The sequence below is a fragment of the Streptomyces sp. NPDC097617 genome (genome assembly GCF_044761485.1).
Taxonomy (GTDB): Bacteria; Actinomycetota; Actinomycetes; order Streptomycetales; family Streptomycetaceae; genus Streptomyces.
Genome location: NZ_JBIWCL010000021.1, coordinates 43,854 through 57,407 on the forward strand (window position 1 = coordinate 43,854; position 13,554 = coordinate 57,407).

Annotated in this window: 14 protein-coding genes; 4 read left to right on the forward strand and 10 right to left on the reverse strand. The window is 72.2% G+C overall.

Features of this window, described 5'->3' with window-relative positions:
- Positions 1–53: 53 nt before the first annotated feature.
- From ACIQZO_RS28355 to ACIQZO_RS28380, 6 genes are all read right to left on the reverse strand, one after another.
- A complete protein-coding gene (locus tag ACIQZO_RS28355) occupies positions 54–320 on the reverse strand; it encodes a DUF4235 domain-containing protein (protein ID WP_403631433.1) in 267 nt (88 codons plus the stop codon).
- On the reverse strand, positions 317–589 hold the full coding sequence (locus tag ACIQZO_RS28360) for a DUF3618 domain-containing protein (RefSeq protein WP_403631434.1): 273 nt from the start codon (positions 587–589) through the stop codon (positions 317–319). The genes ACIQZO_RS28355 and ACIQZO_RS28360 overlap by 4 nt, the downstream gene beginning before the upstream one ends.
- On the reverse strand, positions 586–1,005 hold the full coding sequence (locus tag ACIQZO_RS28365; RefSeq protein WP_403631435.1) for a phage holin family protein: 420 nt from the start codon (positions 1,003–1,005) through the stop codon (positions 586–588). Before ACIQZO_RS28365 ends, ACIQZO_RS28360 begins: the two co-directional genes overlap by 4 nt.
- Positions 962–2,089, reverse strand: coding sequence for a YihY/virulence factor BrkB family protein (locus ACIQZO_RS28370; RefSeq protein WP_403631436.1), 1,128 nt, complete (start codon positions 2,087–2,089; stop codon positions 962–964). The genes ACIQZO_RS28365 and ACIQZO_RS28370 overlap by 44 nt, the downstream gene beginning before the upstream one ends.
- A gap of 111 nt (positions 2,090–2,200) precedes the next feature.
- Entirely contained in the window at positions 2,201–2,767 is a 567-nt protein-coding gene (locus ACIQZO_RS28375) for an HPP family protein (protein WP_403631437.1), read from the reverse strand.
- Between the two features lie 166 nt (positions 2,768–2,933).
- Positions 2,934–3,122, reverse strand: a complete 189-nt coding sequence (locus tag ACIQZO_RS28380) for a DUF6381 family protein (protein ID WP_403631438.1) — start codon at positions 3,120–3,122, stop codon at positions 2,934–2,936.
- 151 nt (positions 3,123–3,273) lie between these two features.
- Here ACIQZO_RS28380 and ACIQZO_RS28385 point away from each other — a divergent pair, with 151 nt between their 5' ends.
- Positions 3,274–3,825, forward strand: coding sequence for a YciI family protein (locus ACIQZO_RS28385; RefSeq protein WP_403631439.1), 552 nt, complete (start codon positions 3,274–3,276; stop codon positions 3,823–3,825).
- Positions 3,826–3,862: 37 nt separating this feature from the next.
- Here ACIQZO_RS28385 and ACIQZO_RS28390 read toward each other — a convergent pair whose 3' ends face one another.
- Positions 3,863–4,798: a LysR family transcriptional regulator gene (locus ACIQZO_RS28390; protein ID WP_403631440.1), complete on the reverse strand. Its 936-nt coding sequence runs from the start codon at positions 4,796–4,798 to the stop codon at positions 3,863–3,865.
- Positions 4,799–4,924: 126 nt separating this feature from the next.
- On the opposite strand from ACIQZO_RS28390, the gene ACIQZO_RS28395 reads away from it, so the two are divergent.
- Entirely contained in the window at positions 4,925–6,199 is a 1,275-nt protein-coding gene (locus ACIQZO_RS28395) for an MFS transporter (protein WP_403631441.1), read from the forward strand.
- A gap of 48 nt (positions 6,200–6,247) precedes the next feature.
- On the opposite strand, the gene ACIQZO_RS28400 is transcribed toward ACIQZO_RS28395, so the two are convergent.
- Entirely contained in the window at positions 6,248–7,909 is a 1,662-nt protein-coding gene (locus tag ACIQZO_RS28400) for a serine/threonine-protein kinase (RefSeq protein ID WP_403631442.1), read from the reverse strand.
- Positions 7,910–8,125: 216 nt separating this feature from the next.
- Here ACIQZO_RS28400 and ACIQZO_RS28405 point away from each other — a divergent pair, with 216 nt between their 5' ends.
- On the forward strand, positions 8,126–9,991 hold the full coding sequence (locus ACIQZO_RS28405) for an FHA domain-containing protein (protein ID WP_403631443.1): 1,866 nt from the start codon (positions 8,126–8,128) through the stop codon (positions 9,989–9,991).
- A gap of 137 nt (positions 9,992–10,128) precedes the next feature.
- Positions 10,129–10,512, forward strand: coding sequence for a hypothetical protein (locus tag ACIQZO_RS28410; RefSeq protein WP_403631444.1), 384 nt, complete (start codon positions 10,129–10,131; stop codon positions 10,510–10,512).
- Positions 10,513–10,530: 18 nt separating this feature from the next.
- Here the strand turns inward: ACIQZO_RS28410 and ACIQZO_RS28415 are convergent, their stop codons facing one another.
- A complete protein-coding gene (locus ACIQZO_RS28415) occupies positions 10,531–12,108 on the reverse strand; it encodes an amidohydrolase (protein WP_403631445.1) in 1,578 nt (525 codons plus the stop codon).
- A 12-nt stretch (positions 12,109–12,120) separates the two neighbouring features.
- Entirely contained in the window at positions 12,121–13,455 is a 1,335-nt protein-coding gene (locus ACIQZO_RS28420; RefSeq protein WP_403631446.1) for a lysine N(6)-hydroxylase/L-ornithine N(5)-oxygenase family protein, read from the reverse strand.
- Between the last annotated feature and the right edge of the window lie 99 nt (positions 13,456–13,554).

Genomic DNA, 13,554 nt, shown 5'->3' on the forward strand with positions numbered 1-13,554 from the left:
ACCGGCACACGCGTTGCGCACACCCCTTCTCTCCCCCGGCCCGCCCCGGTCGGTCAGCCGGGCCAGGTGCCCGTGACGCGCCGCGTCGCGACCGCTCCGGAACGGTCGACCGCCGCTTTGACGACCGCGAAGATCGCGCCCTGGAGCGCCGCGGCCATCAGGATCTCGCGCCAGGAGCGGTCCTCGTCGGTGGCGTCAGGGGCGCCGTCCGCCCCTTCCACCAGCCTCCAGACCTGCTTGAACAGCACTGCCGCGAGCGCGCCGCCGAGGGCGCCGAGAGCCAGCCCGACCGGCTTGTACGCGATCGCCGAGGCCTTCATGTGTGCCCCCTGTTGTGCCGTACCAGCAGGATGACGAGCACGGCCGCACCGACCGCGAGCAGTGCGGCGGTCCGCTCGGCGCGGGGTGTGGCCGCGTGTTCGATCCCGCCCCGGATCCGTCCGGTGACGCGGGCGGCCTTCTCCGTGGCCTGTGCCTTGACATCGGCCTTGGCCGCCAGTGCCTCGACGGTCCGGCCGAGTTCGTCGCGGGTTCGTTCGATCTGTTCCCGCAGTGCTGCGGGGGTGGGTTCGTCGGGCTGGCTGCTCATCGGTGCGCCTTCTCTCTGATTGCGGCCACATCGGCCTTCAGGCTGTCCATCGCCTGCTCGGGCGCCGGCGTACCGGCCTTCGCGATCTGCTTCCTGCCGGCCATCGCCACCACGGCGGCGGCCACGGCGAGCACGGCGGTGACGATCAGGGCCGAGGCCCACACGGGCAGTACCAGCGCCAGCGCGGCGATGCCCGCCACCACCAGGGCCTGGGCCGCCAGGACACCGAGGAGTCCGGCTCCTCCGAACAGGCCGCCGCCCGTCCCCAGCCGCTTCCCCTTCTGCGTCATCTCCGCCCGCGCGAGCTGCATTTCCTGGCGTACCAGCTCCGAGATCTGCTGGGAGGCCCGCGATACCAGTACGCCCACCGAGTCATCGGCGCGGCGGTGCGTCTGTCCGTTCGTTTCCACGATCATGCCCACGGTGTTCCACCTCGTCCTCGAGTCGTTCGGATGCACCCCGTGCCCGGTCACCGGGCCGTATCGGGGATCCCTCCATACGGCGACGGTCCTCGTCGCTCCATGCCCTGGTGTCACGGGGCCGCACGTACGGCTCCTCGTCCTCGGGCAGTCCTCCTGCGATCGCCCGGCGGCGGGTCAGCTCCGCGTCGAACTCCAGCCCCAGGAGGATGGCCAGGTTGGTGATCCACAGCCACACAAGGAAGACGATCACGCCCGCGGCCGTGCCGTACGTCTTGTTGTAGGAAGCGAAGTTCGCGACGTAGACGGCGAAGCCGGCCGAGGCGATCATCCAGATCAGCAGGGCCAGGAAGCTGCCGGGGGTGACCCACCTGACGCCGCGGCCCTTGGCGTTCGGTGCGGCCCAGTACAGGAGCGCGATCATGGTCGTGACCAGGAGCACCAGGACCGGCCATTTCGCGATCGACCACACGACGAGCGCGCCGTCACCGATGCCGAGTGCCTCGCCCGCCCGCCGGGCCAAGCCGCCCGTGAAGACCACGATCAGGGCGCTCGCGCAGGCCAGGAGCATGAGCGCGATGGTCAGGGCCAGGCGGAGCGGGAGGATTTTCCACACGGCCCGGCCTTCGGGCACGTCGTAGACGGCGTTCGAGCTGCGGATGAACGCCGCGACGTAGCCGGACGCGGACCACAGGGCGACGACGAGGCCGACGACCGCGACCAGCGAGCCGATCCCGCTGCGGCCCTGCAGCTGCACCACGGCGTCACTGATGACGTCCCGGACGGAGCCGGGTGCCAGCCGCCGCAGGTTGTCCAGTACGCGCTGTGTCGTCGACTCACCGGCGATGCCCAGCAGGGATACGAGCACCAGGAGGGCGGGAAAGAGGGCCAGCACCCCGTAGTAGGTCAGGGCCGCCGCGCGGTCGGCCAGCTCATCGTCCTTGAACTCCTTCGCCGTGCCGCGCAGCACGGCCCGCCACGATCGTTTCGACAGGTCGGAGGGCCGGTCGGGGGCGCGTTCGCCGACCTGGTCGTCGTCTTCCGCGCCACGGTCCGGCGCCGGCGTCGGGATGCGTTTCATACCTTGCGGCTTTCCGCGACGGCGGCAGTCATGCCCGTAGGCCGGGTCGAACCTGTTCCCTTCCGCTCGCACGCGGCTCACGGGCGCAGTCGGTGCATGCCCCCGGTGGCGCTACCACCACCGGACCGGGTATCGGGCGGCTCCGCGGCGTAGGCGGGACGCGGCGAATCCGGCGAGGACGAGGACCACGGTGGCGCCGAGCAGCAGGGGGACGAACCGCGTGGGCGCCGGGGTCTGGAGCACGACGACGACGGCGGTGGCGCAGGCGGGTGAGTGCGGGGTGCGGGCGAGGGTGGTGGCGGCGAAGGTCAGTCCCCCGGCCAGCGCCGCGCTCCAGGGGCTGCTCTGCCACAGCGCGAGGACCACGTATCCGGCTCCGGCGCCGAGGAGGTGAGCGACGATGACGCTCCGGGGCTGGGCCACGGGCAGGCCGGGAGTGCTGTGGAGGACTCCGGCACTGGCGGCGAGGGACGGGATGAGCACCGGTTCGCTGATCATCGTGCCGATGGCCGCGAGCACGAGCAGGCCGGTGGTGACCGCGCCGATGCTGTGGAGGGACGCGGCCGCGGCATGCCGGGCCACGTGCAGGCGCCCGCGCCCGCCCGGCAGCGGCGGCCCGTCTGCGGGCGCCTGGGGGCCCGCCGCGCGGGGGCGGGGCAGCACGGAGTCAGCTTTCACGAGGGCGGCTCCTGGCACGACGGCGTACGGGTCGGTCGGCGGAGCGACGGGAGGGTCGCGCCGTCGGCCACCCTGCGCCGCCGGCCTGTCACCGGTCTACAACGCCTGGTCGCACGGCCCGGCGTACTGGAGATCCCGCGGGCCGGGAGCCTGCGGAGCCCCGCGCCTACATGGGATCCATGGTTCCGGAGCCGGGCCCGTTCACCTCTTCGCTCTTCTCCCGGATGTGCAGCGCCTTCTGCGTGAGCCGCCGCTGCTCCGCCGGATCGGTGGCGTACTGGGCGGCCTGCTCCAGTTCCTGGGCCTTGTCACGCATCTCCTGGGCCCGCTTGACGGACGGGTTCTCGAAACTCACTTCGACCTCCTCGGTCGGCCTGGTCGGTATCCGGCTACCCACGCATCCGTGGGGCATTCACCAGGGCCACCCGCGAAACCCCGGTCCGCGTAGGAACCCCGCGTCACGGAACCCATTGATCCACTGCCGGCTCTCGGGAAGAGTCCGCGTCATGGAATTCTTCTGCTACCACCGCGATCGCGCCGGCTCCCTGCCCCTGCGCATGGAACTGCTCGAACGCCACTGGTCCTACATGGACCGGTACGAGAAGGAGCTGATCGCCCGGGGTCCGACCTTCGTCCCCGGCGGTGACGCCCCCAGCGGCAGCGTGCACATCGTCGACCTCCCGGATCCCGCCGCCGCGCGTGCCTTCGCCTTCGACGAGCCCGGGTACCAGGCCGGGGTGTACCGGGACGTGCTCCTGCTCCGCTGGCGCAACCTGCTGGGGCGCACCATGTGGGACTTTCCCGGCGGCCGGACCGGGGGCAACCGCTTCCTGGTGCTCGGCCTCGGCCCGGTGGAGGCCGCCACCGACCTCGCGCTGCCTCCCGGCGAGGACGAGCTGATCGCCTACGGCCCCCTGCTGTCCGACGACGGCGCCGCCCGGCTGGGTACGGCCGCGCTGGTGCGGGCTCCGGACGCCGGTACGGCGCGTACGGCCTTGGCGGCGGACGGCCATGCCGCTGTCGAGGTCCACGCGTGGGAGTTCGGCGGGCGGCGGTGACCGGCGGCCCGGGAGCCGGCCCGGGCCGCTCGGCCCTTCAGCGTGGAACCACCCAGCTCGGCGCCCAGGTCCCGGCGGCGTCGTGGCCGGCTGCCGCGGCGGCGAGGTGCTCGCGGAGGACGGCCAGCGCCGGGTGCGAGTTGTCACGGTGCCACAGCAGCGAGTGCGGGTACACGGGTGTCGGGCCGGTCACCGGGATGCGGCGCAGCCCGTGGCCGGCGGGCCAGACGAGGCGGGTGTGCTCGCCCATGAACGTGGCCAGGGCTGGCGTGTCGGCGACGGTGTCGAGGAGCGCGTCGGAGCCGAAGTTCGGGCCGGTGGCCTCGATGGTGAGGCCGAACTCGGCGACGAGGGCGTCGTAGTAGGCGCCCCACTCGGTACCGGGGACGATGCCGGGCATCCAGATCCGGTGTCCGGCGAGCCGGGCGAGTGGCACCGACCGGGCACCCGCCAGCGCGTGCGCCGGGCCGGTGAGGAGCTGGAGCGGCTCGTCGAGGACCCGGACGGAGCGAATGTCCTCGGGAAGGGGCCGGCCGGGCGCGGCGACGGCGCGGAAGGACGCGTCGATCTCACCCGACCGGATCGCCGCGAAGGCCGTCTCGATGTCGAGCAGCATGACCACGTCGAGGTCGATCTCGGGGTGCGCGCGGTGGAAGCCGCGCATCAGGCCCGACGGGGCAACGCGTGAGGCGATCACGTCGACGCGCAGCGGGCGGCGTCCGGTGCGCACGGACGCGACCGCGCGCTCGGCGACTCGCAGCAGCTCGCGCGCGTGGGGGAGGAAGGCCTGCCCGTCGATGGTGAGCTCGGCGCCGCGGGGCGTACGCGTGAACAGGCGCACGCCGAGGGTGCGCTCCAGCGTGGCGATGCGTTTGGACACGGCCTGCTGGGTGACCCCCAGCTCGGCGGCGGCCTCCTGGAACTGCCCCGCGTCGGCGGCGGCGACGAAGGTCCGGACGGTGTCGAGGTCCATACCGGCACCCTATGTGCACAACCGGTGGTTGTGGCTGATGGCTCCGTGGTTGTTTGATCCCCGGGGATGGCTCTCGCTTTGATACATCCGATCGCGGATCGGTTGTACGGGTGAGGGGCATCGGGCATGCGGAGCGGACAGTGGCCGGGGCGCAGGTTCGGGTGGCTCTGGGGAGCGTACGGGACCAGCGCGCTCGGGACCTGGCTCGCCTTCGGCGCGTTCCCCCTGATCGCCGTCCAGGTGCTGCACTGCGGACCGGCCGGGGTCGCCGCGCTCTCCGCCGCGGGGGCCGCGGTGGGCGCGGCCGTGGCGGTGCCGCTCGCCCCGTGGGTGGAGTTCCGCCGGAAACGGCCGGTGCTGATCGCGATGGACCTGGTGCGGTGCGCGGCGCTGCTGAGCGTCCCCACCGCGTTCGCGTTCGGTGTGCTGACCTACCTTCAGCTCCTGCTGGTGTCGGTCGTCGTCGCGGCGGGCGACATCACCTTCCGCGCCGCCTCCGGCGCGTACCTCAAGGCGCTGGTACCGGCCGAGGACCTGCTCGTCGCCAACGCCCGGTTCGAATCCACCGCCTGGACGACCACGATCATCGGACCGCCGCTGGGCGGCGCGGCGATCGGGCTCCTCGGCCCGGTGGCGACCGTGGCGGCGGACGCGGTGAGCTACTTGCTCTCGGCCCTGGGCATCTGCGCGACGGGCGGGCACGAGCCGCAGCCCGGGCGCCGAAAGGCGCGGCGCGTCCGGGCCGGCGACCTGCTCGACGGCTGGCGGTACATCCTCGCCGACCGGGCACTGCGTCCGTTGTTCTTCAACACCACGGTGTTCAACGGCCTGCTGATGGCCGCCCAACCCCTGCTGGCCGTCCTGATGCTCGGCCGACTCGGGTTCGCGCCCTGGCAGTACGGCCTCGCCTTCGCCGTGCCCTCGATCGGCGGGCTGCTCGGTGCGCGCCTGGCCCGGCCGCTCGCCGCCCGGTTCGGGCCGCGCCGGGTCCTGGTCGCGGCCGGGAGCCTGCGCGCGATCTGGCCCGTCGGGCTGGCTTTCGTGGGACCGGGCACCGGCGGGCTGCTGCTGGTGGTGGGCCTCGAATTCGGTCTCATCCTCTGCTGCGGGGTCTTCAACCCCGTCCATGCCACCTACCGCCTCGAGCGCACCGCGACCGACCGGATCACCCGCACGCTGTCCGCCTGGGCGGTGACGGCCAAGGCCTCGACCGCGCTGCTGACGGCCGTCTGGGGCGTGCTGGGCGGCCTCCTCGGGCCACGTACGGCCATCGGCCTGCTCGGCCTGCTCCTCCTGGCGACCCCGCTGCTGCTCCCCCGCCGCGCGGCGGCGCTCCCCTGCGAGCCGGAGCCCGGGAGCGGGCCGGGACCGGAGTCGGAGCCGGCACCGAGCCGATCCTGACGGACCGGCACCGACCGGCGGGCGGGCGGGAAGCAGCCGGGATGCGGTTCAGCCGGTGCAGGTGATCGAGAAGGGGACCGGGTTGGAGAGGGTGCGGGTGGGGCTCTGGAGTTCCACGGCCATCCCGGTGGTCAGGGTGCCCACCTTGGTGTAGGTCGTGAGACGTACGGTGTCGTGTCCCGTGGGGTTGGCCTTGTCCCCGATCGACATGGTGCGCCAGTGGGGATCGACCACCGAACCGTCGCCCGACACCCATCGGTAGGAGATCAGCGTCGGCTCGGGCGCGGTGAAGGTCGCGGTGAACGCCGGGGCCCGGCCCTCGGGGGTCGGGCAGCTGCCGGTGTAGGTCGTGTTCGCGCCCGCCACCGACACCCGTACGCCCGAACCGGTCGCGGCGTCCTTGTCGTTGCCGGCGAGTGCGTAGGCGACCCCGCCGGCGATCAGTACGCAGGCGGCCGCGCCGGCCGCGACGAAGGTCACCGTACGACGCTTGCGGGGCGGGGCGTCGTCCACGACGGGCGCGGGCACGACGGGCGCGGGCACGACGGGCGCGGGCACGACGGCCACAGTGGGGCTGGGCTCCGCCGCGGTGGTGGGTGCCGCCGCGGTGGTGGGTGCCGCCGCGGTGGTGGGTGCCGCTGCCGTGTCGGTCGCGGCCTCGGCGACGGGTGCCGCTGCCGTGGCGGGTTCCACGGGAACCGGGAGGATCCGGGAGGCGGCCGTGGTGGCGTCCGGTGCGTGGGCGATGTCGCGCAGGGCTTCGGCGACTTCGATGGCGGGGGTCCGCTCCGCGGGCTCCTTGCGGAGCAGCCCGGCGATGACCGGGGCGAGCGCGCCGGCGCGGGTCGGCGTGGGCGGTTCGTCGTCCACGACGGCCCGCAGGGTGCTCAGCGCGGTGTCCTGCCGGAACGGCGAGATGCCCTCCACGGCCGCGTACAGCATCACGCCGAGGGACCACAGGTCCGACTCGGGGCCCGAGGGGCGGCCGAGGGCCCGCTCCGGCGGCAGGTACTCGGGAGAGCCGACGACCTCGCCGGTCATGGTCAGGGCGGTGCTGCCCTCGACCATCGCGATACCGAAGTCGCTGAGCACGACCCGGCCGTCCTGCGCGAGCAGCACGTTGGCCGGCTTCACGTCCCTGTGCTCCACACCGACGGCGTGCGCGGCCCGCAGCGCGCTCAGCACCTCGGCGCCGATGTGCGCGGCGCGCCGCGGGGTGAGCGGTCCCTCGGCCCGCAGCAGATCGGCGAGCGACTGCCCGCGGACCAGTTCCATCACGATCCAGGGCCGGTCGTCCTCCATGACGACGTCGTGGACCGTGACCACGTTGCGGTCGGGTATTCGGGCGGCCGCCCACGCCTCCCGCTCCAGCCGGCTGTACATCCGTGCGATGTCGCCGGCCCGCAGACCGGCCGGTGCCCGTACCTCCTTGACGGCGACCTCCCGGTGCAGGGTCTCGTCGCGGGCCCGCCACACGGTGCCCATACCGCCTTCGCCGAGCCGGGACAGTAGCCGGTAACGGCCCGCGATCAGGCGTTCCGCGCCCGCCTCCCCCGGCGTTGCCACGGTGGTGCCCGTGTCCGTGTCCACGGCAGTCTCCTCAACCCCCACCGCGGTGACGGCCGCGGTGGCAGCGGTATCCACACTGGTCGCCGCGGTGCTGGCCGCGAGGGCGGTCTCCGTCACGGTCTCGGTTTCCTCGTTGTGCATGGGGGCGGTCTCCCTTTAATCGCCGGCCGACGCAAACATCACGTACCGACCGGGCCCCGGGTTCAGCGGGGCGCAAAAGATTCTCAGAAATGGTTGAACCGAACACGTTCTCGATGACGTGTTGCAGTCGTACGCGGTATCGGCAGCGTCGTTTTCAAGGGGTGTGGAGTGCCATCGGTCATCGTTGGGCGCACGGGTCCGTTCACCGGACAGAGCGTGGTTCTGGGCAGCGAGCCCCTCAGCTTCGGGCGCAAGAGCGACAACAGCGTCGTGATCGTAAGCCCCAGCGCCTCCCGGCTGCACGCCGAGATCCTCACGGAGGACGCCGGGTTCGTCCTCTACGACCGGGACAGCCGCAACGGCACGTTCGTCAACGACCAGCGCGTCACTCGGCACGTACTGCGCCCGAACGACTGCGTACGGATCGGTGACGAAACGTTCCTCTATGAGGCGCAGGACGCCATGGAGACGGTCATGGACCTCTCCCTCATGGACGTCCCCCGGGCGAGCACCGCCGACCCCGGCATGCTGCGGGTCACCATCACCGGCGGCGGCCCGGTGGGCCTCGCCTTCGCGCTGGCGCTGGACGAGATGCTGCCCGGCCGGACCGTCATCACCCTCTACGACGGGCGCTGGACCAGGAAGGGCTCCGCGGTCGTCTGGAAGGACGCGACCCAGGGCAACTTCCGCCGCCAGCAGGTGGTGACCGTACAGAGCCGGCAGTACCTCGCCCTGTCGCAGGAGCTCCTCGCGGCGCTGTTCGACGACGACGGCGCCTACTCCGAGATGTGGCCCGTCGGCCCGGACTCGGTCGACGGCCGCCCGCCCCGCAACATCCGCATCGCCCACATCGAGGACCGGTTGCTGGACCTCGCGAACCGCAGGCCGGCGATCCGGCTCGTGCCCAAGCGCTTCGACGTGACGGAGCAGCAGAACCGGCTCACCCAGGAGCACGTCCTTGTGGTCTGTGAGGGCGGCCGCTCCCGAACCCGTGAGCACTACGCCGACCGTTTCGGCTCGGCCGACGCCTCGATCTACTCCCTCGACGGCGAGCATCTTCAGGACGTCGTGCTGGGGCTGCGGGTCAAGTCGAAGCTGCCGGACCCGATGAGCGTGCTGCTCACGGTGTCGCAGAACCGCTTCCTCCTCAATTCGCTGCGCGGCGAGGGCTTCCTGAACATGCGGCTCACCCGGGAGGAGGCCAAGAACGTCATCGGCATCGACCCGGTGCGCCATGTCTTCGAGGAGTGCATCGCCGCCCGCCCCTGCCTGATGAGCCGGCAGGAGGAGGACAACGAGTTCCGCTGCCCCACCCACGGCACCCTCTTCCTGCCCGCCCTGCTGCGCAGTTCGCCGCTGTGGAAGGAGATCCGGCAGGGCCTGAGCCTGTTCGGTGTGGCCGAGGACGACCTGTCGGCGATCACCTCGTTCCGGCTGGACATGGTGCAGCGCCCGCGGTTCACCGCGCAGTTGCACCGGCCGACCGCGACCAGCCCCGGTACCTACGGCTTCCTGCTGGGCGACGCGGCCAACGCCATCCACTTCTGGCCGGGCCGCGGCCTGAACAGCGGTCTCGCGTCCGCCACTTCACTGGCCCGTTCGCTCAGCCGCGCCTGGCAGGGCAAGCCGCTGCGGGACGCCGACTTCATCCGGCACGAGGCGGCCATGTCCATGCTCCAGTACCGGCACAAGAGCCGGGCCTGGAACGCCATGGTGACCACCGACGAGCAGGGCGTCACCCGCGCCATCCGGGACATCATCGCGCGCAGCACGGAGGCCGGCCCCGGCACCGGGGCCGACGCCGCGGACGGGAGCGACCTCGACGCGCTGCTGGAGCGGATGACCGAGATCCGCGACCGGCTGGGATCCCGGCTGCCCGGCCTGCCCACGGACGCTGAACTGCGCGCCCACCTGGCCCCGATCGCGCCCGCCACCCTGCGCACGCTGCGGGAGAGCGGCGCCTGGGACACGCTGATCGTCGGCGGCGAGGAGGCCGACATCGACCTCTTCTACCAGTCGGAGTCCCCCGTCTTCGTACCCCGCCCGGCCGACCCCCGCAGCCTCCTGCAACCCCAGGCCTAGACGCGGACCAGCACGCCGCCGGGGCCCGCCGGGACGGGCCCCGGCCGGCGGGCCTCCGCGCGGCTCGCGCGTCACAGACTGGTCAAAGTCCGGCACAACCGCCCGCACGACCACCCGGGCCCCGCCACAGTGGCGGGATGCGCACACATCGCCCCCTTGCCCTGCTCGCCGTCGCCGCCGGATGCCTCGCCCTCGCGGGGTGCGACCCGCAGGCCGCCGACACCGGCCCGGCGCCGGGCGCGCCCGCCACCACCCGAAGCGCCGCCGCCCCGCCGAAGGCGGGAAAGACGGCGGCTGTCGTCCCCGACTTCGTCGGTCAGATCCTCCAGGGCGCCCAGGACGGCGCGCAGGCGGCGGGGTTCTACCTGCTCTCCTCGCACGACGCGCTCGGCAAGAACCGCAACCAGGTACTCGACCGGAACTGGAAGGTCTGCACGCAGACCCCAGCCGCCGGTACGGCCACCAGCACCGACACGAGGATCGACTTCGGCACGGTGAAGAACGAGGAGGTCTGCCCCTAGGAGAAGGGAGGGCTTGGATCACCGTGGCAACGCACCATGGGCCGGCTTGCCGTCGACGTACGTGCCGATGACCTCGATCGCTCCGATCCGCGAGGCGTCGACCCGGCGCGGGTCGTCGCCCAGGACGGCCAGGTCGGCGCGTCGCCCCGGGGCCAGGGTGCCCGCGGCGGTGTCGCAGTGGCAGGCGAAGGCGCCCGCGACGGTGTAGGTGCGTAGGGCCTCCTCCACGGTGATGCCCTCGTCGGGGCCGATCAGGGCGCCGGACGCGGAGGCCCGCTCCACCATGAACTGGATCGCCCGCAGCGGCGATCCGTCGGTGACGGGCCGGTCGGAGCTGCCCACCAGGGTGACGCCGTGGTCGAGGAACCCCCTGCCCCGGTAGAGCCACGGCGCCCGGTCCGCGCCCATGACGGCCGCGTAGTCGTCACCGAAAGAGCGCAGGAAGTTCGGCTGGACCACCGCGCTCACGCCGAGGCCGGCGAAGCGCGCCAGCTGGTCGGGCCGGATCAGTCCGGCGTGTTCGATACGGTGCCGGGCAGTCGGCCGGGGCCGCAGCCGCTGGGCTCGTTCGAGGGCGTCCAGGGCCAGGTCGGCGGCGCGGTCGCCGATGGCGTGCACGGCGAGCTGCCATCCGGCGAGGTGACCGTCGACGATGGTGTCGGTGATCCGCTCGGGGGTGTCCTGGAACTCGCCCGCCCCTTCGCTCCCTTCGTAGGGGCGGGTGAGGGCGGCGGTACGGGCCATCATGCCGCCGTCGGTGTAGACCTTGAGCGCGCCCAGGGAGAGCCAGTCGTCCCCGAAGCCGGTGCGCAGGCCGAGGTCGAGTGCGCGCGGGATGCCGTCGCAGGCGTGGGCGGCCACGGGTCTCAGGGTGTCGGCGGCCGCCATGAGCTGGACCCGCAGCGGCAGGCGCCCCTGGTCGCGCAGGAGTTGGTAGGCGCCGAGCTCGACCGGGCTGTGGCCGAGCAGCCCGCCGCCGATGCCCGCCTCGGCGCAGGCGGTGACGCCCTCTGTGAGGCAGGCGCGGCCGGCGCGCTCGATCGCGTCGGCGATCTCCTCCTGTGCGTAGGGAAGGCGCAGTCGGCGGGCAGTGGTCATGGCGCTCTCCGCGAGGAAGCCCTCGCCGTGGGCGAGTTCGCCGGGGAGCAGGTCGAGGACGGCGCCGTTGACCACGCAGCCGTGTCCCGAGTCGTGCAGCATGAACACCTTGCGGCCGTCGCTGACCTTGTCCAGTTCGGCGGCGGTGAGGTGCCGGCCCAGGGCCCGCTGGTCGTAGCCCGCGATGTCCACCCATGCGCCCCGCGGCCTGCGGGCGACCGCCTCCGCGACGACGGCGAGTACGTCGTCGACGCGCTCGCAGGGCGCGACGCTGGGGGTGGCCGCCTTCAGCCCGGTCCAGGCCAGGTGCACATGGGAGTCGATGAACCCGGGCAGCACGGTGGCGCCCTGGAGGTCGACCACCTCGCGGGCCGGCAGCGAGGTGACGGCCTCGTCCAGGCCCACGATCCGGCCGCGCCAGATGCCCAGGTCGTGGGCGACGGGGTGGTCGGGGTCCATGGTGAGGAAGGTGGCGTTCGTCAGCCTGGTGCAGAGCATGGGGGCAGTTCCTCAGGGGGTGGGCGCCGCGCGCGAGGCCGGTACCGGTACGCGGCCGTGGGTGACGATGGACTGGAGGATCTCGCCGACCCTGACGGCGGTGTTCGACAGCAGGGAGGACGTGATGCCGTGCGTGTGCTCCGTTCCTCCCTGGAGGTAGACGCCGCAGCGCAGTTCGGGCTCGCTCCGCACACGGTAGTCGCGGGCGACGCGGACCCGGCCGAGGTCGTCGCGCAGGCAGTACTTCTCGACGTCCCCGAGCAGTCCGAGGCCGTCCGCCGAGCGGTATCCGGTCGCGTAGACCAGCGCGTCGGCCTCCAGGGCCTCCTTCTCCCCCGTGACCAGTGATTCGACGGTGACGAGGACGTTGCCCGGGGTCTCGGTGACGTCCGCGAGCCGCGACACCTTCAGGAAGCGCAGCCGCTCGGTACCGAGGACCTTCTCCTGGTACTCCTGCCGGTAGAGGTCGTCGATCAGGTCGATGTCCACCACGGAGTAGTTGGTGTTGGCGTGGTAGTCGATCAGTTTGCGCTTGATCTCCTCGGGCGCGGTGAAGTAGTCGTCGACGGCGGCGGGGTCGAAGATGCGGTTGGCGAAGCCGCTGTCGTCGGCGGGGCTGTAGCCGTAGCGGGAGAAGACGGCGCACACCTCGGCCCGGGGGAAGGTGCGGTGGAGAAAGGCCACGTTCTCGGCAGCGCTCTGGCCGGCTCCGACGACGATGAAGCGCGAGGGGTCCGCGCCGCCCAGCTCCGCGACGCGCATGAGGAGTTCCGAGGTGTGCCAGACCCGTTCGGTGCGGTCCACCCCCTCCGGCATCTGCGGTCGCAGGCCGGTGCCGATGACGAGGTTGCGGGCCCGGTGGACCACCAGTTCGGTGCCGGAACGGGCGGTCACGTCCAGGTACTCGATCACGCCGTCGCGCACGACGGGACGTACGGCGACGACCTCGCAGCCGTAGGAGACCATGTCGTCGACCTTGGCGGCGGCCCACTCGAAGTAGTCGTGGAACTCCACGCGCAGTGGGAAGAGGTTCTTGTGGTTGACGAAGTCGATCAGGCGGCCGCGGCTCTGGAGGTAGCAGAGGAAGCTGTATTCGCTCGCCGGGTTGCGCAGTGTCACCAGGTCCTTGAGGAAGGACACCTGCATCGTGGCGTCGTCGATCAGCATGCCGCGGTGCCAGCCGAAGCGCGGCTGCTGCTCGAAGAAGTGGGCGGTGACCGCCTCCTGAGGTCCGACACCGGCGTTGTGCTCGCTGAGTGCGATCGCCATGGCCACGTTGGAGGGGCCGAAGCCGATGCCGATGAGGTCGTGGATCAGTGGCGCATCATCGGGAAGATCCTGTGACATGTCACTCCCAGTCGTGCGGGGGCAGCCGATTGCTATGCGTGGGGGAACCGGGGGCAGGGCACGCCGAAGAAGCCGAGCCCGAGAGAAACTTAGGGAAGG

Bases quoted from the DNA above. Each gene is read 5' to 3' on its own strand.
- ACIQZO_RS28415 (WP_403631445.1), bottom strand. From the start codon at position 12,108: ATGCTCTGCACCAGGCTGACGAACGCCACCTTCCTCACCATGGACCCC.
- ACIQZO_RS28390 (WP_403631440.1), bottom strand. From the start codon at position 4,798: ATGGACCTCGACACCGTCCGGACCTTCGTCGCCGCCGCCGACGCGGGG.
- ACIQZO_RS28395 (WP_403631441.1), top strand. From the start codon at position 4,925: ATGCGGAGCGGACAGTGGCCGGGGCGCAGGTTCGGGTGGCTCTGGGGA.
- ACIQZO_RS28420 (WP_403631446.1), bottom strand. From the start codon at position 13,455: ATGTCACAGGATCTTCCCGATGATGCGCCACTGATCCACGACCTCATC.
- ACIQZO_RS28400 (WP_403631442.1), bottom strand. From the start codon at position 7,909: ATGCACAACGAGGAAACCGAGACCGTGACGGAGACCGCCCTCGCGGCC.
- ACIQZO_RS28410 (WP_403631444.1), top strand. From the start codon at position 10,129: ATGCGCACACATCGCCCCCTTGCCCTGCTCGCCGTCGCCGCCGGATGC.
- ACIQZO_RS28360 (WP_403631434.1), bottom strand. From the start codon at position 589: ATGAGCAGCCAGCCCGACGAACCCACCCCCGCAGCACTGCGGGAACAG.
- ACIQZO_RS28355 (WP_403631433.1), bottom strand. From the start codon at position 320: ATGAAGGCCTCGGCGATCGCGTACAAGCCGGTCGGGCTGGCTCTCGGC.
- ACIQZO_RS28365 (WP_403631435.1), bottom strand. From the start codon at position 1,005: ATGATCGTGGAAACGAACGGACAGACGCACCGCCGCGCCGATGACTCG.
- ACIQZO_RS28370 (WP_403631436.1), bottom strand. From the start codon at position 2,089: ATGAAACGCATCCCGACGCCGGCGCCGGACCGTGGCGCGGAAGACGAC.
- ACIQZO_RS28385 (WP_403631439.1), top strand. From the start codon at position 3,274: ATGGAATTCTTCTGCTACCACCGCGATCGCGCCGGCTCCCTGCCCCTG.